At 49.1% G+C, this 19,466-nt stretch carries 24 protein-coding genes and 1 riboswitch; of the genes, 12 read left to right on the top strand and 12 right to left on the bottom strand.

Annotated elements, in window-relative coordinates; translation table 11 throughout:
* Window positions 1-49: 49 nt before the first annotated feature.
* Window positions 50-1,678, bottom strand: a complete 1,629-nt coding sequence (locus H6F68_RS19905) for a C39 family peptidase (protein WP_190561618.1) — start codon at window positions 1,676-1,678, stop codon at window positions 50-52.
* 358 nt (window positions 1,679-2,036) lie between these two features.
* Window positions 2,037-2,474 (bottom strand): peroxiredoxin, encoded by a 438-nt coding sequence (locus H6F68_RS19900; RefSeq protein ID WP_190433784.1) that lies wholly within the window; start codon window positions 2,472-2,474, stop codon window positions 2,037-2,039.
* Between the two features lie 313 nt (window positions 2,475-2,787).
* On the opposite strand from H6F68_RS19900, the gene H6F68_RS19895 reads away from it, so the two are divergent.
* The gene (locus H6F68_RS19895; protein ID WP_190561616.1) at window positions 2,788-3,039 is read left to right on the top strand and encodes a hypothetical protein; all 252 of its coding nucleotides are present in this window, start codon (window positions 2,788-2,790) and stop codon (window positions 3,037-3,039) included.
* A gap of 88 nt (window positions 3,040-3,127) precedes the next feature.
* Here the strand turns inward: H6F68_RS19895 and hypB are convergent, their stop codons facing one another.
* The 3 genes from hypB to H6F68_RS19880 are packed head-to-tail and all read right to left on the bottom strand — an operon-like array spanning window position 3,128 to window position 5,496.
* Window positions 3,128-3,856 (bottom strand): hydrogenase nickel incorporation protein HypB, encoded by a 729-nt coding sequence (hypB, locus tag H6F68_RS19890; RefSeq protein WP_190561614.1) that lies wholly within the window; start codon window positions 3,854-3,856, stop codon window positions 3,128-3,130.
* Between the two features lie 50 nt (window positions 3,857-3,906).
* On the bottom strand, window positions 3,907-4,296 hold the full coding sequence (gene hypA / locus H6F68_RS19885; protein WP_190561612.1) for a hydrogenase maturation nickel metallochaperone HypA: 390 nt from the start codon (window positions 4,294-4,296) through the stop codon (window positions 3,907-3,909).
* A 3-nt stretch (window positions 4,297-4,299) separates the two neighbouring features.
* A complete protein-coding gene (locus tag H6F68_RS19880; protein ID WP_190433790.1) occupies window positions 4,300-5,496 on the bottom strand; it encodes an agmatinase family protein in 1,197 nt (398 codons plus the stop codon).
* Window positions 5,497-5,584: 88 nt separating this feature from the next.
* Window positions 5,585-5,721, bottom strand: a riboswitch (guanidine-I (ykkC/yxkD leader).
* A 212-nt stretch (window positions 5,722-5,933) separates the two neighbouring features.
* Between H6F68_RS19880 and H6F68_RS19875 the strand changes: the two genes are divergently transcribed.
* From H6F68_RS19875 to H6F68_RS19860, 4 genes are all read left to right on the top strand, one after another.
* Window positions 5,934-6,344 (top strand): Npun_F0494 family protein, encoded by a 411-nt coding sequence (locus tag H6F68_RS19875; RefSeq protein ID WP_190561610.1) that lies wholly within the window; start codon window positions 5,934-5,936, stop codon window positions 6,342-6,344.
* A 47-nt stretch (window positions 6,345-6,391) separates the two neighbouring features.
* Window positions 6,392-7,861, top strand: a complete 1,470-nt coding sequence (gene cobQ, locus H6F68_RS19870) for a cobyric acid synthase CobQ (protein ID WP_190433795.1) — start codon at window positions 6,392-6,394, stop codon at window positions 7,859-7,861.
* Window positions 7,862-8,036: 175 nt separating this feature from the next.
* The gene (locus H6F68_RS19865; protein ID WP_190433797.1) at window positions 8,037-8,276 is read left to right on the top strand and encodes a 2Fe-2S iron-sulfur cluster-binding protein; all 240 of its coding nucleotides are present in this window, start codon (window positions 8,037-8,039) and stop codon (window positions 8,274-8,276) included.
* A gap of 133 nt (window positions 8,277-8,409) precedes the next feature.
* A complete protein-coding gene (locus tag H6F68_RS19860) occupies window positions 8,410-8,823 on the top strand; it encodes a hypothetical protein (protein ID WP_190561608.1) in 414 nt (137 codons plus the stop codon).
* Between the two features lie 317 nt (window positions 8,824-9,140).
* Here the strand turns inward: H6F68_RS19860 and H6F68_RS19855 are convergent, their stop codons facing one another.
* From H6F68_RS19855 to H6F68_RS19845, 3 genes are all read right to left on the bottom strand, one after another.
* Window positions 9,141-9,317, bottom strand: coding sequence for a hypothetical protein (locus tag H6F68_RS19855; protein ID WP_190561606.1), 177 nt, complete (start codon window positions 9,315-9,317; stop codon window positions 9,141-9,143).
* An 88-nt stretch (window positions 9,318-9,405) separates the two neighbouring features.
* A complete protein-coding gene (locus tag H6F68_RS19850) occupies window positions 9,406-10,044 on the bottom strand; it encodes a DUF4351 domain-containing protein (RefSeq protein WP_190561604.1) in 639 nt (212 codons plus the stop codon).
* A 429-nt stretch (window positions 10,045-10,473) separates the two neighbouring features.
* Complete coding sequence (locus tag H6F68_RS19845; protein ID WP_190561602.1) at window positions 10,474-10,662, bottom strand: hypothetical protein; 189 nt, start codon at window positions 10,660-10,662, stop codon at window positions 10,474-10,476.
* 293 nt (window positions 10,663-10,955) lie between these two features.
* Here H6F68_RS19845 and H6F68_RS19840 point away from each other — a divergent pair, with 293 nt between their 5' ends.
* A complete protein-coding gene (locus tag H6F68_RS19840; RefSeq protein WP_190561600.1) occupies window positions 10,956-11,330 on the top strand; it encodes a helix-turn-helix domain-containing protein in 375 nt (124 codons plus the stop codon).
* Between the two features lie 38 nt (window positions 11,331-11,368).
* Entirely contained in the window at window positions 11,369-12,229 is an 861-nt protein-coding gene (locus H6F68_RS19835; RefSeq protein ID WP_190561598.1) for an ImmA/IrrE family metallo-endopeptidase, read from the top strand.
* A 65-nt stretch (window positions 12,230-12,294) separates the two neighbouring features.
* On the opposite strand, the gene H6F68_RS19830 is transcribed toward H6F68_RS19835, so the two are convergent.
* The 4 genes from H6F68_RS19830 to H6F68_RS19815 form a co-directional block, all read right to left on the bottom strand.
* A complete protein-coding gene (locus H6F68_RS19830; protein WP_190561596.1) occupies window positions 12,295-12,630 on the bottom strand; it encodes a hypothetical protein in 336 nt (111 codons plus the stop codon).
* A 143-nt stretch (window positions 12,631-12,773) separates the two neighbouring features.
* On the bottom strand, window positions 12,774-13,226 hold the full coding sequence (locus H6F68_RS19825) for an SRPBCC family protein (RefSeq protein WP_190554666.1): 453 nt from the start codon (window positions 13,224-13,226) through the stop codon (window positions 12,774-12,776).
* A gap of 66 nt (window positions 13,227-13,292) precedes the next feature.
* Complete coding sequence (zds, locus tag H6F68_RS19820; RefSeq protein ID WP_190561594.1) at window positions 13,293-14,768, bottom strand: 9,9'-di-cis-zeta-carotene desaturase; 1,476 nt, start codon at window positions 14,766-14,768, stop codon at window positions 13,293-13,295.
* A 56-nt stretch (window positions 14,769-14,824) separates the two neighbouring features.
* The gene (locus H6F68_RS19815) at window positions 14,825-16,453 is read right to left on the bottom strand and encodes a DUF6930 domain-containing protein (RefSeq protein ID WP_190561592.1); all 1,629 of its coding nucleotides are present in this window, start codon (window positions 16,451-16,453) and stop codon (window positions 14,825-14,827) included.
* 449 nt (window positions 16,454-16,902) lie between these two features.
* Here H6F68_RS19815 and H6F68_RS19810 point away from each other — a divergent pair, with 449 nt between their 5' ends.
* The 5 genes from H6F68_RS19810 (at window position 16,903) to H6F68_RS19790 (ending at window position 19,385) form a co-directional block, all read left to right on the top strand.
* On the top strand, window positions 16,903-17,256 hold the full coding sequence (locus tag H6F68_RS19810) for an iron-sulfur cluster assembly accessory protein (RefSeq protein WP_190561590.1): 354 nt from the start codon (window positions 16,903-16,905) through the stop codon (window positions 17,254-17,256).
* A gap of 118 nt (window positions 17,257-17,374) precedes the next feature.
* Window positions 17,375-17,797, top strand: coding sequence for a tetratricopeptide repeat protein (locus H6F68_RS19805; RefSeq protein ID WP_190561588.1), 423 nt, complete (start codon window positions 17,375-17,377; stop codon window positions 17,795-17,797).
* 192 nt (window positions 17,798-17,989) lie between these two features.
* On the top strand, window positions 17,990-18,184 hold the full coding sequence (locus H6F68_RS19800) for a hypothetical protein (protein WP_190561586.1): 195 nt from the start codon (window positions 17,990-17,992) through the stop codon (window positions 18,182-18,184).
* A gap of 125 nt (window positions 18,185-18,309) precedes the next feature.
* Window positions 18,310-18,555 (top strand): hypothetical protein, encoded by a 246-nt coding sequence (locus tag H6F68_RS19795; protein ID WP_190561584.1) that lies wholly within the window; start codon window positions 18,310-18,312, stop codon window positions 18,553-18,555.
* Window positions 18,556-18,776: 221 nt separating this feature from the next.
* Window positions 18,777-19,385, top strand: coding sequence for an SIMPL domain-containing protein (locus tag H6F68_RS19790; RefSeq protein ID WP_242065572.1), 609 nt, complete (start codon window positions 18,777-18,779; stop codon window positions 19,383-19,385).
* Window positions 19,386-19,466 lie beyond the last annotated feature (81 nt).

Below are 19,466 nucleotides of genomic sequence, written 5' to 3'. Positions count from 1 at the left end.
GCAGTTAGCCAAATTCAACCGCTAACAAACAACCACCAATCGCTATAAATTACCGAGCAATGAAGTGCGCCCAAACATTGCCATCTGGACCTGCGACTCGATCCATGTAGCTGTAGGGGTAAAGCAGCTTGCGGCCTTCGGTGTCATAGTAACCAGACAGAGCATCGCCCCAAGGATCGTTTACGATGAAGCCTTGCGCCGTGTAACCTACCACGCAAACAATATGGCCAGTCGCTGTGAAGTCTCCCCCCATTACGACAGGGCGACCATTGATCAGTTCGTCTTTGACTGCTGCCCAGTTGCGAGTGGTGCTAAAGCTGGTTTTGAAGCCATAGGCCTTAATCATTTCTGAGAGAACCGCATTATCGGTTTGTGATCCTTGGCCGTAGCGGTTGAGGCACCATTGCAAGAGTTCATCCTCTAATTGGCCACCTTGCGATCGCCGTCCGTAATAGTAAAAAATCATCGCGATCGAGGTGACGTTGCAAGTTGCCCAGGAATAGCGCGGATTGTCCCGTTGGGAAAAGTAAGGAACATTCAGTTCCACCTGGGGAGGCATCGGGTTGAAAGGCTTGGTGCCCCGCTTCATCTGGATAAAGTCGGGAAAGATATAGCCCGTGTTGCCAAACTGAGGCAATTCTTCAGTGAGGGAGGCTTTGATATGACCATCGGCGATCGCGTAACCTGCCACCCCGTAAACACTACCTGCCGTTAGCGCGAACTTTTCTGAAGCTTGCAGACTGGCGGAATCAACCGGACGTTTTTTGAACACAGTGGTTTTGAGCACCGTGGCTGTGAGGGCGTCTGGGTCAAAAGACACAACTTTATTGTTGTGCTTGATCTGAATGTGCTCCCAATAGATATAGCCCGTTTGCCCCAAACCCTGAATCGGAGTAGCCAGAGACACCCGGAAGTGACCTTTGATCGCAGCGTATCCAGTAATTTGTAAAGTTTGGCCCTGTAACAACTCAGCTTTTTGGTTGGCTGCTAATGAGGCAGAATCAGCAGGCTGAGCCTTAATTAAGGTGGTTTGCGTAACCAGAACCTGAGCGCTTAAAGGTGTGTTAGGAACATCGCTGATATTAAACTTGAAAACCTGTGCTCCCTTGCTGAGCTGCACATGCTCCTCAAAGAAATAGCCAAATTCTCCAATCGGGGCAATAGGCGGGTCAAGCACCACTTTGAGATGTCCATCCACTGAGCCATAGCGACTAACCTTGAAAGTTTGGCCTGCCTTTACAGCTACCTTCTGCTGAGCGTTGAGGCGAGCTGAGTCGATGGCACGAAACTTAAATAAGGTATCCCGCAAGACTTTTAAGGTTAGCGACTGACCTACCGTCATCGGGTCGGTGCTGACAGTCAGGTAAATCACTTCATCGTCAACCAGCTTGCCAGCGCTGTCGGTGCCTTTGAGTTTTAACCAGCGAGAGCCTGCGGCCTTAAAGCCTTGGTTCAAGTTCACTTGCCAAGTGCGCTTTTGAGCATCCACCGTCACTTCTAAGGGATACTTGTCTTCTGCGGCCAGCGAGACTTTGGCAATTCGCAACGGGTCGTAGGTTCCCTTCAAAACTATGGCTTGATTGATCAGAACTTCTCTGGGGCCACTGTAGGTGAGTGCGGGTGGGGCAGAAGCAACGGCTGGAGTACTGGGCGGATTTTGGGCTTGGGGGTTGGTCATAGTGTCCTCAGTCGGTGGATGACTCTTTCTTCTAGTCTTCTGTCTAGAGTGGCGACTTCATCCTATGGAAGTGGCACCCTTCAACTTGAATTCTGAATGGCTATGCTTCTGATTGCTCACTCAAGGCAGGGGGCAGAGGCAAAGCACTCAGGGCAACTACAGTTGGAATGGAATACTTTCCGACACATGCCAAAAATTAGGTCAGGCACTCCTAGCGCTAAGCTACTTGTTGCTGCTCTGACACCCATCTGGCAGAAGGCTGAAAAGAAAAGTCCCAAGATGATGGCAACCTTGGGACTTAACAACATAAATGAAATTAAACAGTACTAATCAAAAATCACTAACGCAGTGCTAGGGGCTATACACCCAAGTCAGCCAAAATATCAGTTGCATGGGTGTCGGTCTTCACAGTGGTGTAGACATTGCTGATGGTGCCGTTGCTGCCAATGACGTAGGTGACACGCTTGGCATAACCACCCCCATCGACATCGTAAGCTTTCGTGATGGCACCGTTGACATCGGCGAGGAGAGGGAAGGGGAGATTAAACTTCTCTGTAAACTTCTGGTGAGAGGTTTCGTCATCAATGCTGACACCCAGCACCACAATGTCTTTGCCTTGATACTGGCTGTAGTTGTCTCGGAAGCTGCAAGCTTGTTTGGTGCAACCGGGCGTATCGTCTTTGGGGTAGAAGTACAGCACAACCGCCTTGCCTGCAAAGTCAGACAGCGAAACAGTATTACCGTTGGTGTCTTTGGCTGTAAATGCGGGGGCAGTATCGCCAACAGATAAAGGCATAGATTTGGCTTCCTTCTAGTTTCTAGGTTCAGTTCCAGATTGTAACTTACCGAGCTTTTTACAGCCCTAGCGGGAGTGATTCCAAAAGGGGGCGATCGCTGCCTATTCCTTGAGGTTGAACCGTAAAACGTAAAGTTATACTTCAGGCGCTTGATCAAGTACTTTGATATTCTGTAGTCTTTGTTACAGAAATATTTTTTAGTTCTTAGCAGCAGAGTCGCTTGACTGATAGCAATCTGCCAGTTGATTTAGCAGTTGCTACTCAATCTCAAACTAAGGCCCAGGCTAAGACTCAAATTAAGGAAACTGACTTATGAAAGCTCAAATGCAATATTCCCAAACTGCTTTTGCTCAGACTGCTAACTTTTGCTGGCTCCCTGGTCTGGCTCCCGCCCCCACTGAAGCCGAGGCTTCTACTTGGGTGCATTTGCTCCAGCCTCCCAGCACTTTTAGCTATGACGAAGCTTTGCTAATTTGTCAGCAGTCTGAAGATGAATGGCTAGCTTGGGTACCCGAGCACGGTGAAGTAATGCTGCACGTCAATCAGTTTTATCGCGCTGCTTAATTCGCTTAGGCTTCCCTGGAAGTAACTCTGTAAGTAACTACAGTGGACTCGAAGGGACGCGATCGCCTCATCCAATGCTCAGCCGACGCTAATGAGTAGCGGCTAGCTCTACAGTCTCCACATCATTATCACTATCACTGGGTTTAAGGAGTGATACTTGAGTGCGTACCCACTCAAACCAAGCCTCCAAGCCTTCCCCAGTTTTGGTGGAAACCGGAATGATGGTGGCATGAGGATTCATTTGCCGCACATTCGCCACAATCTGTTGAATATCCACTTCCAAGTAGGGCGCTAAATCCATCTTGGTAATCAGCAAGCAGTCAGCTTCTTGGAACATCACCGGATATTTCAGCGGCTTGTCTTCGCCCTCGGTGATGCTGAGCAGCGCGATCTTGGCATGTTCACCCACTTCAAACTCAGCGGGGCAAACTAGATTCCCTACGTTTTCCACTAAAACCAAATCGAATTCGCTGGGATTGTATTGGTGAGAAAACTGATGCAAACCACCCGCCACCATTTTGGAATCAAGATGGCACGATCGCCCTGTGTTAATGGCAATTACCGGAACCCCATATTGTCGCAAGCGATCGGCATCGAGTTCGGTAGTCATGTCGCCTTCAATCACCGCAATTTTTAGCTCACTAGTTAAAGCGGCTAGAGTACGCTCTAGTAAAGCTGTTTTGCCAGCGCCAGGACTGCTCATTAAGTTGAAGCAGGTGATGCCCCACTGATCAAAATGAGCCCGGTTATGGTCAGCTCCCACTTGGTTGGCGTGGAGGAGATTGATGCCGAGGGCGGCGTCAAAGGTTTGGTGCATGAGTTTCAGTGAGGGGTAAGGGGTGAGGAGTGAGAGGTCAGAAGGAAGGGTTAGGCGATCGCTACATCAGCAGGGTCAGAATCAGCAGTATCAGCAGAGTATTCAATGCGATCGATTTTGAGTTCGCGGCCAGATCGGATGTCTTCCATCGGGGATTGGCATTGGGGACAGGCATATTGCAGACCAATCTCAGGGGCGTATTCTGCTTGGCAACGGTGACAGAAAGCAATTAGAGGAGTTTCTGCGATCGCCAGTTCTGCGCCTTCTAGAAAGGTGTTGCGAGTCTGCACTTCAAAGGCAAATTGCAGACTGACAGGTTCCACACAAGTGCATTTGCCCACAGTTAGGTGAACTCGGCTTACCTTAGGTTGTTCTGGCTGCGCTTCCCACCAGTCCTTAACTGTGAGAATGAGGGCTTTGGTCATATCAGTTTCGTGCATACCTTAGCTCCACTCCGCGACCAATTCTGGGGTTGCCTCGGGATGAATGAAACTGGCCTTTTCTTTACGCGGTAGTTGCCCGGACAAGACCAGATGAGCCATTGTGTCGCAAATGACGCGAGTCGCCATTAAAGAGGTGATGTCGCTGATGTCGTAGGGAGGGGAAACTTCTACGATTTCAAGACCGCAAACAGGGGCACGCTGGACAATTTTGCCGAGGAGATAGAGGGCTTCGCGCGGCATGAGGCCACCGGGTTCGGGCCAACCTGTACCAGGGACAAACCCAGCGTCAATGCAGTCAATGTCAAAGCTAATGTATACGCAGTCAGTGCCATCCATAGCCCGCTCTAGAGCAAACTCTACGGCTGCATCTAGGCCCATTTCCATGATGTCTGTGACGGTCAAAATGTTGGTGTTCCGCTCGCGGCAAACTTTCACGCCTTGCCGAGGTACTTGCCAGCCCCCAATGCCTAACTGCACCAAGTTTTTGGGGGGCGCGTTCTTGATGTTGTTGGCATGGAACCAAGGACAGGTATGCATGCGCTCGTCTAGGTCAGTCTCTTGGGTATCCACATGGCGATCGAAGTGAATAATGCCAACTTTTTTATCCCCTAGGTGCCGACAGATGCCCCGAACCGTAGGATAACCAATCGAATGATCGCCGCCCATAATGATGGGAAAAGCACCCGAACTAAAAACGTGGGCAATGCCCTTAGAAATCTGATCAAATGATTTTTCGTTATTCGCCGGAATCGTGAAAATATCGCCCACGTCACAGAGCGTAATTTGCTCTCTCAGGTCAATGCCTAGCTCAAAGTTGTAAGGGGTATAGAGCGCTGAAATTCGGCGAATTCCTTGGGGGCCAAAGCGGGTTCCGGGGCGATAGGTCGTACCCGAATCGTGCGGTACTCCCACGATCGCGACATCATATTCCCCAACTCTTCTCACATCTTCTAAATAAGGCGCTTTGAGAAAAGTATTGATGCCTGCATAATGCGGCAATTCTCCGCGAGAAAAAGTAGGGATGGTGCGATCGCGAATACTTTCGGCAGCTTCTAAACCATACTCCAAGCCTCTAGAGACTTCTTGTTGCCAGCCAGTCAGGGGCAGATGAGTCTCCAGTTCTAGGGCACGATTGGCTTCAGTTTGGCGCTGCGGTGAGTCGCCATTAGGACTTCGAAAAAGTGAATCTTCAGTCATGGTTTGTGGCGATGCGAGTGGACTAAAAAACAGAGAAAATTGCAACACAAAAGCCCAGGAGAGCCATAGCAGTTCAACTCTGCTACGTACCTCCCGGGCTTTTTTCCCGCCGTGTGACCAGCTAGTGTTTCTACAAAATTGCCGAAATACTAAAGACTGGTTGCCTCTCTCGGACCAGACGTTTGAGCCATCAAAACTAAAACCGGAACCCTAGAAGCAATTAAATTGTTGTGATAGTTCTAGCAACAGCACAAAAGCAATTGTGTATTGAAAAATACAAAGTTTCGCGATCGCGAAACCTGAAGGCAATCTGACAGACCTTCCGGACTGGTGGCGATATCGCTGAGAATCTAAGATTAGGAGATAATGCAAGCAACTGTAATTTCAGTTAGCTGCGTTACAGCTTGATCTTTGACTCAACATCCTTGTGCTTCTCAATGACTGTAGTCAATCCCAACCGTTCTAGAACCATTCACTATCCCAGCCGAACCGTCAAGCGAGCTAAGCAGGCCATGCGTTGTGCTCCATTTCGGGGCTACTTGTTTGTCACCATGCACCAGCAAAGCGTCTCCCTACAGGCGATCGCGGGGTCCACTGGAGTACAGCAGCAATATACACGCCAGCCACTATCAGAATTGAAGGCTGAGAGTGCTTTGCTATGGTTAATCCAAGTGGGAGTGCTACGGCGAGAAGTAGATGGTCAGGGTTTGACGGATAGTTTTCGGCTCACGCCCCTCGGTCGGCAAATCGTAGAGCAGTGGCAACTGCAAGGAGGAAATTGGCCTAGTGCAACGCTATGGGACCACCTCTATAACGCCTTGAACCGTTGGGTAAGACTACCTATTTAGTCGGTGCTGATGAATGATTGAAATGGGATAGCCAGCGAGGACCTCGGATGAAAGCCATTATGATCGTGGGCACTACGTCCCACGCTGGAAAATCGCTACTGACTGCGGCTTTGTGCCGAATTCTGAGCCGTCGCGGTTGGCGGGTCACTCCTTTTAAGGGCCAGAACATGGCTCTTAACGCTTACGTAACCTCAAGCGGGGGGGAAATTGGCTACGCTCAAGCCGTACAAGCTTGGGCAGCAGGGGTCAGCCCTCGCATTGAGATGAACCCAATTTTGCTCAAGCCTCAGGGAGATATGACTTCCCAGGTGATTCTCAAAGGTAGAGCAGTAGGCAAAGTTAGTGCAGCTGACTATTACGAGCATTACTTTGAACCAGGCTGGCAGGCGATCGAAGAATCGTTGCGACGGCTGGGCGAAGAATTTGACTTAGTGGTGTGCGAAGGAGCAGGTAGCCCTGCCGAGATCAACCTCAAGCACCGCGACTTGACTAATATGCGGGTGGCAAAACACTTGAATGCATCCACCATTTTAGTCGTGGATATCGATCGCGGTGGCGCATTTGCCCATATCATCGGCACTCTGGAACTCCTAGAGCCTGACGAACGAGCCTTAATTCGCGGCATTGTCATTAATAAGTTTCGCGGTCAGCGATCGCTCCTGCAATCCGGGATCGATTGGCTGCAAGAGCGCACAGGCATTCCCGTCATCGGTGTGATTCCATGGATGGAAGACTCCGGTTTCCCAGCCGAAGATTCGCTAGATTTGTTCGAGCGCCGTACCAGCCAAAGCAATCGTGATCTAACGATCGCCGTGGTCCGCCTGCCTCGGATTTCTAACTTCACTGACTTTGACCCGCTGGAGTCAGAATCAACCGTCACCGTGAAGTACGTAGGTCCAAAGGATTCTTTAGGCTATCCAGATGCGGTAATTATTCCTGGCTCCAAAGCCACGATCGCTGACTTGCTGACTCTGCAAAAAACTGGCATGGCCGAAGAAATTCAAAACTATGCCGCAGCCGGTGGCACCGTCCTCGGAGTCTGCGGTGGCTTTCAAATGCTGGGTAAAATTTTGGCAGACCCCGAAGGGCTGGAGGGGCATGAAGGTCGTTATAAAGGTCTGGGGCTGTTACCTCTCAAAACCGTGATTACAGGGCAGAAAGTAGCTCGCCAGCGTCTAGTCAGTTCCAACTTTCCTCAAACTGGACTGCCTGTTTCAGGTTATGAAATCCATCAAGGCCGAACCCAGGTGATGGAAGGGGAAGGGGTACAGTTATTATTTGAAGATGCCAATTTGGGAGTAGTGGACAAGAGCTTGTCTGTATGGGGCACCTATCTGCATGGCTTGTTCGACAATGGCCCCTGGCGGCGAGCTTGGCTAAATCGCCTCCGACAGCAACGCGGTCTGAAGTCTTTGCCAACCGGAATTTCCAATTACCGAGAACAACGAGAAGCCCTTTTAGATGCTCTGGCTACTCAGGTTGAATCACACCTAGACTTAGGCCCCATTCTTCCCTAGAGAGCACAGTCAACCTTTCTCTGAGCAAGCTAAAAAAATAAGCGCACCCTCTATTCAAGGTGCGCTAAATGTCCCTAACCCTTTGGGTGCAACGTACCCATTTGTCCTTAAGCTATACAGTAAAGGCTGGCACGTCAGAATGCCGTTAGATTTAGCTTTATTTTAGGGTTTTGTCATGAGTGTTTGCATTCGCTTTCTACCCGACGATGTCACGATTGAGGCAGAACCAGGAGAATCCCTGCTAGAAGTCGCTGACAGAGCAGGAGTTGATATTCCGACGGGCTGTCTGATGGGGTCTTGCCATGCCTGTGAGGTAGAAATTGAAGGCGGGGAAACGATACGAAGTTGCATTTCGGCAGTGCCACCAGGGCGATCGCAACTCACCATTCAACTATTCTCCGATCCTAGCTGGTAAATTCTTTTTGTAGAGAAAGTATCTCCTTGGGGAGATGCCAAGCTAACAATCACTTGCCTCTCCTGAGAGACGAAGGAATACTCTTTGCTGCTTACCCTGATTGGTAACAGTACTAATTAGGAGATCAAGAATCATGATTCCCAAGGGTTTCGCCATTTTGGGAGCAAGTTTACTCACCCTAAGCTTCTTGCCTGCGGCTTCTGCCCAAACTCCTAGGCAAGTGGCGACTGGTAACTTTACGCTCTCCGGAGAATCACTACGCGGTGTTCAAGGTCGTAGCATCAGCCAAGATTTCCCCATTGGGCGATCGCCCCGACCGTTAGTATCATCCACTAGTTCCAACACTAACACCACTTCTAGCCCGCAAGCAGATTTAGCGCTAGAACCACTACCAAGAAATTGGACAGTGGGCGATCGCGTGGACGTGATTCTCGACCGCTCGTCCGGTGCGGTAGTTGAAACAACGCCTCTGCTGGTTCAGGATGCACCCGCTACCGAGTCACCAGAGTTGCGAGTGCAGTATCAACTGTTGCAAGAGGATCAATAACTCACATTTGGACGGCAAGTGCTTCTAGATCAATATCCCAGTTGACCCATTGAATCCCATTGAATCACTGAGTAACGCAGGGTTAGGAAGCGGGAAACTGACTGGAGAGCGATCGCAAACAACGGAGCAACAGCGTATAGAACGTTGAGGTGTAGTTACTTGTTCTTGGTCTGAGTCTTCGCTTGCTCAATCGCGATTTCGCGCATGGCTTGGAAGGAACTGACATTTGCTGCGCCTTCAATCGCTTTGACTGCCAAATCCTGAACCTGTTTGAGGGCAGCACTAAGCTGTCATGAGAGCGCATGAATCCGGGTCTCCTAATTTTGTAGGGTCTCCTGTAGGGATTGGATGCGTAGTTCATAGTTGCGCCTGTTCCCTTCCACGTCTTTGGCATACAAATCTGCTTTGACCTTGGCTTGGTGATGAGCAATGCCCCTGCCTTCTTCCTTGGCGCGTTTGATTGCCGACTCCAAATCTTTGGGTAAGCCTTCCACCTTTTCTTTCAGCTCGGCAAATTATTTCTCCTGTTCAGCGATCGCGGTTTCTTGCTCGGTCCGCTGTTGTTCGTGCGATCGCCAACGCTCATTTCTTGCGCTTACGGCTCTGTGAAGTGTGAGTTTCCAACCAATTTGTCAAATCAACCTCACTATTGAAATCCCAGAGAGCTGTGTCTAAACTCCAAAGTACGTTGGTAGAAAGGCGAGAAACTTGCTGTTCTAAGGCTGGTTCCAGGCTTCCGAGTTGATGTTGTAACCGTTGCAGAACTCGATGTCGTTGGTATTCTGCTTCAGTTGTGAAATGATGAATTTCTGGCTCAATAACTTTGTAATCTAGCGTCACGATCGCCTCTGTCATTCCAGAAATCTCTGCGTCTGGATCGTCCCACCAGGGAGGCTCAAACATCACGAGAAAGTAGTAATAATTTTCACCATTCCTCAGCACTTGAGAGGAAAGTTCTAGTTTTTGAAATTTAGGTTTTTGGTGGCTCATTTGATGAATGTAGGCAGATGCTACGTCAATCACAGCATCAATGCGAACATCTAAAGGAGATTGACCATTCCAGGCATAAGTTCGGTGTTCATCGCTGACATAAAAGGTATGTTCTACGATCGCCTCATTGCGATGTGAGGTATGACCGCAAAGTAATTGCTTCATGAATTGCACCAAAATCGATGGCTTGTGGAGAAATCTTTGTAGGGGCGAAGCATTCGATAGCAGCATTAACTCAACGATCAAAGAATTGTGGTCGAATGCTTCGCCCCTACGGTGCGTAATATTTAGGCACTCATGCGATTGGAGGAGCTTTCAAAGGCACGCATGGCCAGGTCTTGAGCCTGACGCATTGCAGCTTGAAGTTGATTGGAAATTTCGGTGATTTGTTCCGTTTGTTTTTGGCTTTTGGCTTCGAGAGATTGGATTTGCAGTTCGTAGGATTGCTTGTGCTTCCCATTCTTTCTCGAACAAATCCGCTTTGACCTTCGCGTCTTGATTAACTTCGCGAATACCTTCCTCTCTAGATTTGTTAATTCCTTCCTCTAATTCTGTAGGGAAAGATTCGGCTTTTTGGCGATAGGTTTCTAGCTGCGTTTGGTTCGCTAGCAAAATCTGCTCCCGTTCTGACCAATCTTTTTCTTTGGCCTGAGCTGTTTCCTAAAGTTCTTGCTCAATTTGGCGTTGTTTAGCTTCGTAATCGTCGGTGGCAATGGTGCGCGATCGCTCAGCTTCTTCTTCCTTGGTGGCGGCCTTGGACTCACGGTTTGCCGCTCCGCCAAAATCTGTTGAGATGCTTCTAAAATCTTGGCTTTGCTGTCTTTGACGGCACCTGAGGTCATGAAACATCCCCTAGAACTAGAACTTGAATCTTGTTGGTGGGGTTTATATGAAGCAGGCTTTGCCCGCTCCACATAAACCTTCTTGGTGAATCACTGAATCTGGAAAGAACTTGTTTTGAACTAACTCGAACTCGCGGCGGGGAATGTTTCGGAGGGATTTCTGTTAAAGTGAAATCAGGATTGCAAACTGTGGTTTACATTTCCTGAACACTATTATGGCATTTACTTCGGAAAATGTAAAGCCAGCAGACTAAATTTGCAAACTATAGTTGTCAAAAACTTGTCCTAACTGTCAATGCAATGGAAACTGATGACTTTGGTAAGAAGGTGCGCGATCGCCGCCGAGAAGAAAAACTCAGCCAGGAAGAATTGGCACAGCAGGTAGGAATTTCCCGCAACTACCTGTCACAAATCGAGCGCGGGCAGGCCACCAATCTGTCCTGGCAAGTGATGGAACGCCTCACCTCGGTATTGGGGTTGAAGCAAGAACAAACAGGAACCTTAGATGCAATGGCAGATTTGCCGTCCAGCTTGGCGGAGTTTGCCAAAACCGCCGACCTCCCCCCGGATGATGTGCTAATGTTGGCGCGGCTCAAGTACCGAGGTCAGCAACCCACGACCCCGGAAAAATGGGAATTGCTCTATAACGTGATTAAGATGACTGTTGGTAAATAGATTCGCCATTAATCCAGTGAGTGAGGCAAAACGGTTCCATGCAGTACAGGCATCCTGGACAAGCTTTCCTGTCCCGTCATGGGCTGCTGCAAACTGAGCATGATGTGTTCCGCTATGTCGAGTTTTTGCGGCAATCAGCAGGGCTTGGCGACGAACCACCGATCGATCTCTTACGCATCTACCAAGAATTCGGCATGCCTACGCCTCTGCGGGCACCGCTAGCCGATCAGCAAGGCATTCTGGTGGATAGCGATGCAGGTTTGATTCTGATTAAAGAAGATGACCCCTTGGTGCGGCAGCGCTTCACCGAAGGTCATGAGCTGATGGAGTTGTTGTTTGATGCTCAGGAGCGGTTATTGCAAGGCACCAACACCCAAATGCCCTGGCAGGCTGAGCAAAAAGAGCAGTTGTGCGATCGCGGAGCCGCCGAGTTGTTGATGCCTACCTCTTCGTTTCTACCCCAACTCCGCAGTCTCGGCTTTTCCCTCCGCACCGGACAAATTCTGGCAAATCTTTACCAAACCTCGTTGCTTGCTACTCTACTTCGCATGGTGCAACACGAATCTGGAGCCTACGCGGTAGTAATGTGGCACCGAGCTCTACGTCGTGGGGAAGCAGAAGGTTGCCTCCCCACGAAACCACAACCTAAAAAGAAACTGCGCGTGTGGTGGCGGGCCAAGGCTCAAGGTTGGAGCAGCGGCTTCATTCCCAAAAACAAGTCAATCCCCCACGACTCCCTCATTGCCGAAGCGTTTCACAGCGGACAACCTCAAATAGGTACGGAAGCCCTAGACTTTGGCTGTGGCCCGCTTCACTGTTATGTAGAGGCGCTACCCATCCAGTTAGGTGACAAACCCTGTGTTCTATCTTTGTTGCATCTACCGTCACCTAGTCGGTAAAGCTACAGCGTAGGTAGAACTTGGAGCGCGGACATCTTGCCCACGCCATCAAAAATTTTAGCTATTTACTTAGCTGTACTCGGCATTCTCATCATTCCTGGCATGGATTGCATCATGTCTTTTTTGTTGTGATTCATCATGCCTGACATGTTGCCACCCATCATGTTTTTACAACAGCTACACCCACCCTCGTTAGCTGGCTGCATTGTTGACTTTTGCCGAACAGCAGGTTGATTCATCGGTTTTTGAGTGATTGACTCACTCATCTTGTCGGCAGCCGTTACTTTCGTGGGAGTTTGGTTTTGCTCAGCCGCTGATGCAGAGCTTACCACTACGGTAAACAGGCCAAGTGTCGCGATCGCACCACTCAAAATTGCGGCTTTGCCTTTTGTCGTACTCATATTGAACGCTCCATTTTTAAGTCCCTCTACTCAGTAGAAATAGTAGAGATAGGAATGGAACTATCTTAGAGTCTCCAGTCAGCCAGAGAATCAAAGCAATTTGAGGTGGGCGATCGCGACTGCTTAACGCTAGCTCGACACGATTAGGCTTCTACCTGGGTTTTAGCTTGCAGTGCGTATTGCTTGAAACGCTCTAGATCGGCTTGGATCGTGGATTCCACCACACGCCCTAAGAATAGATTGTCCATCAGCTTGCCAATGATGCCAGGGATGGCGTAGGAAACGCTGAGTTTGACGATGCTGCTGTTACCGCGATCGTAAAAACGAATTGCTCCTCGGTTGGGCAAGCCATCCACCGATTCCCACTGAATAATTTGCTGAGGCACAATTTTGACGATGCGCGATTGCCAACTAAAGGTCCAACCGCCTGTAGCTAGCTTCCAGCGAGACAGATCTGGGTTGTCCTCCTGCACTTTCACTGAGTCAATCCACTTCATCCAGCGGGGCATTTGCTCCAGGTCAGACCAGAGACTCCAGGCCAACTCAATGGGGACATCGACTTCAACTTGGACGCTATGTTCTAGCCAATCAGACATGCTCGGATCTCGCTGATGAAGGTGAGTTAGATCCCCCCAACCCCCCTTATTAAGGGGGTTAGTGAGTTAAGCGTTAACTGCGATAGGTTGGCGGTTCTCAGTCACTTGAGAAAAACTAGCCAAAATTGCTTTAGCGGCTTGTCCCCCGGACAGTGTGGCTCCTTCCATGCTATCGATGTAGTCTTGCTGGGTGTAGCTCCCTGCCAGGAAGAAGTTGGCGATCGCAGTTTTTTGAGGTGGACGGTAGGGGTCCATGCCTGGGGCTTCGCGGTACAGCGATTGTGCCAGTTTGACGACACTATACCAGGTCATGTTTAGTTCTCGCGAGGAGGGGAACAGATCATGCACTTGCTTGAGGACGTGCTGAGCGATCGCCTCGTTACTCTGTTTAATAAACGGATCGCCCGGAGTCAACACCAACTGCAACAATGACCCTTGCCCCGGACGGTAGTAATCGGCAGGACTAGACAGCGCCAAATCGGAGAAGCAAGAAAAGTCTGCATCAGCCGTGTAGAGCAGGTTATCAATTCCGGCGGCGTGCTCTAATTGTTTACGAGCTTGGGGGTCTTGTAGTTCCGTCACCCAACCATCAAACCGCAGTTGAACCGTCGCTACAGGAACCGCGTCCAGCTTATAGATATTGTCAAACTCTGACCATTGCCGCCACTGGGAGGGTAGGAGGCGTTGAATTCCAGGTATATCGCAGGCGCAGAGATAAGCATCAGCGGTAACAGTTTCTTCGTTATCACCGTTGGCGATCACTAACCCAGTGACTTTGGTTTGATCGCCTGCATCTTCAAACAGCACTTTGCGGACACCCCGGCGGGTGTGAATCTTGGTGCCCCGCGATTCTAAATAATTTACAATCGGCTTGAGCAAATACTCGTGGGGAGAGCCTTTGAGCATGTTCAGCTTAGAAGCTTCGGTTTTGGTGGCGAACATCTGGAAGATCGTCAGCATGCAGCGAGCCGAGATGTTTTCCGTGTCGATGAAACCCAAGGCATAGGCGATCGGGTTCCACATCCGCTTGAGACTACCATTCGAGCCACCATGACTACGGAACCACTGGGCAAAACTGACGCGATCGAGTGCCCGGATTTGTTTCATGCCGCCTTCGTAGTCGATCAAGCCGCGAATCATAGGGCTGGTGCCGAGGGCGATCGCATTTTGCAGCTTATCGAGGAGCGACAACTGTCCGGTGGTAAAAAAGGCTTTGAGCCCATTGAAGGGGGCACCGATGGGGAAGCGAAAATCGAGTTCCTTCACCACACCGTCACGATTGATGAAAGTATGCGTATGTTGCTTGGGTAGTAGGTTCTCGAACGCCCCAATCTTTTTCATCAACGCAAACAGATTGGCGTAGTTAAAGAAGAACACATGCAGGCCCATCTCGATGTGGTTGCCGTCAGCGTCTACCCAACTGCCGACTTTGCCACCCACAAACGGACGAGACTCAAAAATCTCTACTTCATGCCCTGCATCGACTAAATCGACGGCTGCGGCCATGCCAGCAAGCCCCGCCCCAACGATCGCAACTCGCATTCTGCCTTTCCTGATAATTGCTTTACATATTTTAAGACAGAGTGAGCAAGTGAGGTTCAGACCCAATCAATCTCTAACTTCAGCTCCATTGGGCCAATGCCTAGTTCTTCGGCGGAGAGCGATCGCGCTTCCATCAGTGCCAGCATGTCTTTGACGGGCGGTTTGCCACGGGAAGCCCCAGTTACTCCTTTAGCAATCACTAAGCCGCAATAGCCTTTCGTTTTTTTACAAACTCGCTCCCATTTTTTGCGGGCGGCTGTGTAAGCAGCATTCTCCTCAATAAACTCTTCGAATAAATGCAATTCTCCGTTGTTAGTTTGCAGAACCCCTAAGTCGTAGGTTGTCCCCGCAAACGGATCTTCACCAGGGTTAAAACAAATAGCGTTTAGGCCACCTGCCGCTTCTAAACCTTGGATTAAAGCTTTGGCTTTAGGCTGGGAGGTTTGAATGAAGACGACAGGGAGACCTTCACCTACTGCTTCAACGCGGGTATCAGCGAGCTGAGAAAAGCCTGAGTCTTTTCTCAAGAGTTCGACGGTTTCCCAAGGCAAGATTTCTAACCAGCGTAGACAATCCTTGGGCACCAAATCGTCGCGCAGCACTGGAAAGTCTAAATCCTCGTCTTCGTCATCTGTCAATGCCGCTAATTCAGCAGCAACATCGGGCAAGGTAGAAACTTGGACGGAAAGCTGTGGTTGCTTGGATTTTATGCCTAGTTCAGCCAACGGAATGCGGTAGCGGCTACTAATAGCCGGGAAGTGATCGAGCGATAGTTTTTTGCCATGCTGCCGAAAAAAGCGATGGAGCGCTTCTGCGGCAATTGAACAGGCGATCGCTTCTTCCTCATACAAATACGATCGCATGCGCTCCAGTGGGTGCAGATTGCCAAAGCTAGGTTGTACTTCCGAAGGTGGCAATTCTGACAAATCAAGCGTTTCGTCGTCAGTTTCATCTTCCGTCTGCTCGAAGGTGATAAACATGCAATCTTGCTTTAGGAACGCAGATTCCATGTGATCGCTTGAGTCTTGGTTTAGGATCTGTTGACGAAATTGCTTTAGGGAATCCAGCGAACGATAGAGCAGAATGCCATATTCCATGCCCATCATGCCCATGACGCAAGCATAGAGGGTCTCCACATCCCATTGATTAATCTCAATCGCTAGAATTTGATGCTCGCCTAAAATTTCCCAAGGCTCACCGTCCCAAAGCTCATAAGCTTTTTCAGTCAAAGCTTTGGCATAGGCTGGAGGCAGTTGAGGAGGGCGGACGCTAGCAGCTTCTTGAAAGCCCTTAAAGATTTCATCAATCAGGGGTAGGTCTGGCACATAATCAATCACAATGTCCAGATTTTGGAGAACACCCCGGAGGAAAAACTGAAGTTCGCGATCGCGCACCACAATCTTTTGCGGACGACCCGGTAAGGCAGGACTATGAGGATGTTCCATTGCTTGCAAAAGGGCTCGAACCACCGCCTCTGCACCTGTTTCTAAGGGCACAATATCCATCGCTCGCACCACTGCCTGCGAACCGTCTACCCAGAGAATGCATTCCCCTTCCCCCTTCAGCTCTGCCCCAACACTTGCCGCTGCGCTATCGGTCAATGGACGGCGGTCGCCCTCCCAAACACTAGGAATTTGTTGCAAGTTTTGCAGGCGACGACAGGTGGGGGGAGTCAGAGTAGTCATAGACCGAACCAGTGATTGTAGAAGGCTAGGACAAAGGGGAAAGCTCAATGGTAGCCATATTAAAGCTGAAACGTGGGGCTCTTTAGGCTGAGCTGAGAAGCGAACAAAATTCAAGGGTTGTTGCCCAGTCAGCGTTGCAGCGTCAATGGCAATGCTAACGCCCCATGCAAAAAACTTCTGCTAGAGAATTTATCGTACTAAATCTGGCTTAACCTAAGCCATTAAGAACATATAGGGAAAAGCACAGCAGACATGGCTAGTTTGCAATCGCTCAGCTGCGATCGCGTTCGAGCAATCGGCTATCGAGGTTAAGATCTAGAGTAGAACCATCACAGCGAGTTTGAGGGGTTTGGCTGGTACAACCAATTTAGCTGAAATACCCTTCAGAAAATAGACTGAAAAGCTGAAGCAATCTACGTTTTAAGAAGCATAAGGAGTCACACCGAGCAATGACACAAGCAACTCAGTCTCAACAAGGAATTTTGCTAACGGAAAATGGCCTCCGCCAAGTGCTTGCGCTGCGAGAAAAGCAAGGTCAAGATCTCTGCCTGCGGGTAGGAGTGCGCAATGGCGGTTGTTCTGGCATGTCTTACCTGATGGATTTCGCTGACCCCAAGGATATTCGTGAAGACGATGACGTGTTTGACTATGACGGTTTCAAAGTCATCTGCGATCGCAAGAGCTTGCTTTATCTCTATGGCTTAGTGCTGGACTACAATGATGCCTTAATTGGCGGTGGCTTCCAATTCACCAATCCGAACGCTTCTCAGACTTGTGGTTGCGGGAAGTCATTCTCAGCTTAATTAGCTAGCTTTGAGTTTAGAACCGTAGCCCAAAATTAGTCCAAAACTACGAACCATGCTCCCCTCAGCATGGTTTAATTTATTGCTGCCATCTCAACCATTCAAGTTTTGAACTGATATGACTCAGACCATTGAAGATCTCTTTGATGCAAGCATTGAACGCTACAAGGCAGGAGAAGGCCCAGACACCCTGATTCCTGTGTTCAAAGACATTTGCGAGCGGGCCCGCAAAAGTAGCCCTGCTTGGACTTGCTTAGCTTGGCTGTATCTCTTAGATAACAAACCTACCCAGGCTTACAATGCAGCGCAAAAAGCAGTCAAACTCAATCCGCAAGATCCGCAAGCTCAAGTAAATTTAGCGATCGCCATGCTGGAAACCTCCAAAAAAGGCGTCCGTGATCATATTGAGTTAGCTCAACAGATCATGATGGTGGCTAAAGAATTAGAGGACGAAGTTAAACAAAATCTTGAAGAAGGGTTAAGCAGAAAACCCGATTGGAAGAGTTTGCAGCGAGTTCAGCAGTGGCTATTCGAGTCCTAGGAGCTGCATGGGGTAATGAATTGAGCGTTTAGAGATATAAAACTCTCTGTCTATTTATATCGCTCAACAATTACTCAAACAACTTAACGATAAATCCGAAAATCTAATGATAAGATTTTATGAACTAAGCGATAAGCTGAGCTTTTAGCTTTATCGCTGGTTCATTTTTAACATTCACGGAGTTAGGCCGCCATGATCATTGAGAATGTCGCTGTTAAGCCAGAAACTCGGAATCACAAAGGATTTTTTGTTCAAGAAACTTCTTACAGGCTGGTTGGGATGGATCAATCAGGCTGGGCTTTGATTTGTATTGATGATGCAGTTTGCCACTATGTAGATCCAGATGATCTGAGCATGCCCGGAGAAGCGATGAATGATCTGGACTAAGCAGGCTTTTAGATAGTTAATTTCAAAATTATCAATTCTGCTTCTACAATTGTGGCTGTACTCATTGCAAGTACGGCCATCTTTTTTTGTAATCTATTTTTTGTGGCTCTGAGCCTAAACAATTAATGAAAGACAATCTTTTAAAGTGGATTAATCTGGCGCTTGTTGCTGATTTATTTTTAGTTCTATTTAGCTTTTTCTGGCTCGCGATCGCGGTGATAGGACGTTCTGCGGGCATTCCTCTAGGCTTAGATTTGTGGTACAAGCTCTGGGACCCCGTATTTACCCCAGCGCTAGGAATTCTGATGGCAGGAGCTTTAGTCAGTGGAGCCGCTAGCTGGATTTCGCAAAAACTGAACCCCAAAACCTGAGGTTTCCAAAACTGTAACTTGCCACCCTGCCCAAGGACGCCAGTGACACAGTAGATATATCCGCTCGATTCCAGTGTTGAGGATATATGAACTGTGCCCATCTAAGTCGTTTTATTAGAACCAGAAATTACTATTTAAGAGCTGCATTCCTGTTACTGGGTGCCATCGGTCTAAGCGCTTGTCAAGCCCCATCTAGCACTAGCCCACTCACCAGAACCTTAATGGTTTCGGGTAAAGGTGAAGTCAATATTCCAACCACCCTCACCCAAATCCAACTGGGAGTGGAAGTCCAGAATCAAACGGCTGAGGCTGTGCAACAACAAGTGGCGCAGCGATCGCAAGCTGTGGTTAAGCTCCTTCAGTCTCGTCAAGTCGAAAAGCTAGAAACCACTGGCATTCGGCTCAATCCTCAGTACAGCTATAAAGATGGAGAACAGAGCATCAAAGGCTACTCGGGGGCAAACATGGTCAGCTTTCGCATGCCAACAGACAAAGTTGGCACCTTACTAGATGATGCCGTCAAAGCAGGCGCAACCCGGATTGATAGCGTTTCCTTTGCTGCCTCCGACGAAGCGATCGCCAAAGCGCAACAAGATGCAATTCGGGAAGCCACTGCCAAAGCTAAAACTCAAGTGAGTGCAGCTTTAGAAGCTTTGGGGCTGCAACAGCGAGAAATTCTCAACGTTCAAGTAATGGGTGGTAACCAAATGCCCCCACCGATGCCAATGGCGATCGCCGGAGAACTAACTCAAAACAGCAAAGTGCCTACGCCCATAATCGGTGGAGAGCAGGAAGTTGCAGCGATTGTAACGTTACAAGTCCGTTATTAACACTTCTGAGGCTAGAACCCTGAATGCTGAAAAAACAAAGCGATCGCAACCCGATGAAGAGTGGCGATCGCTTGATAGGTA

The organism is Trichocoleus sp. FACHB-262, assembly GCF_014696035.1.
Lineage (GTDB): Bacteria > Cyanobacteriota > Cyanobacteriia > FACHB-46 > FACHB-46 > Trichocoleus.
The sequence above is the reverse complement of the archived record's forward strand: the minus strand, read 5'-3'. Positions and strand labels throughout refer to the sequence as shown.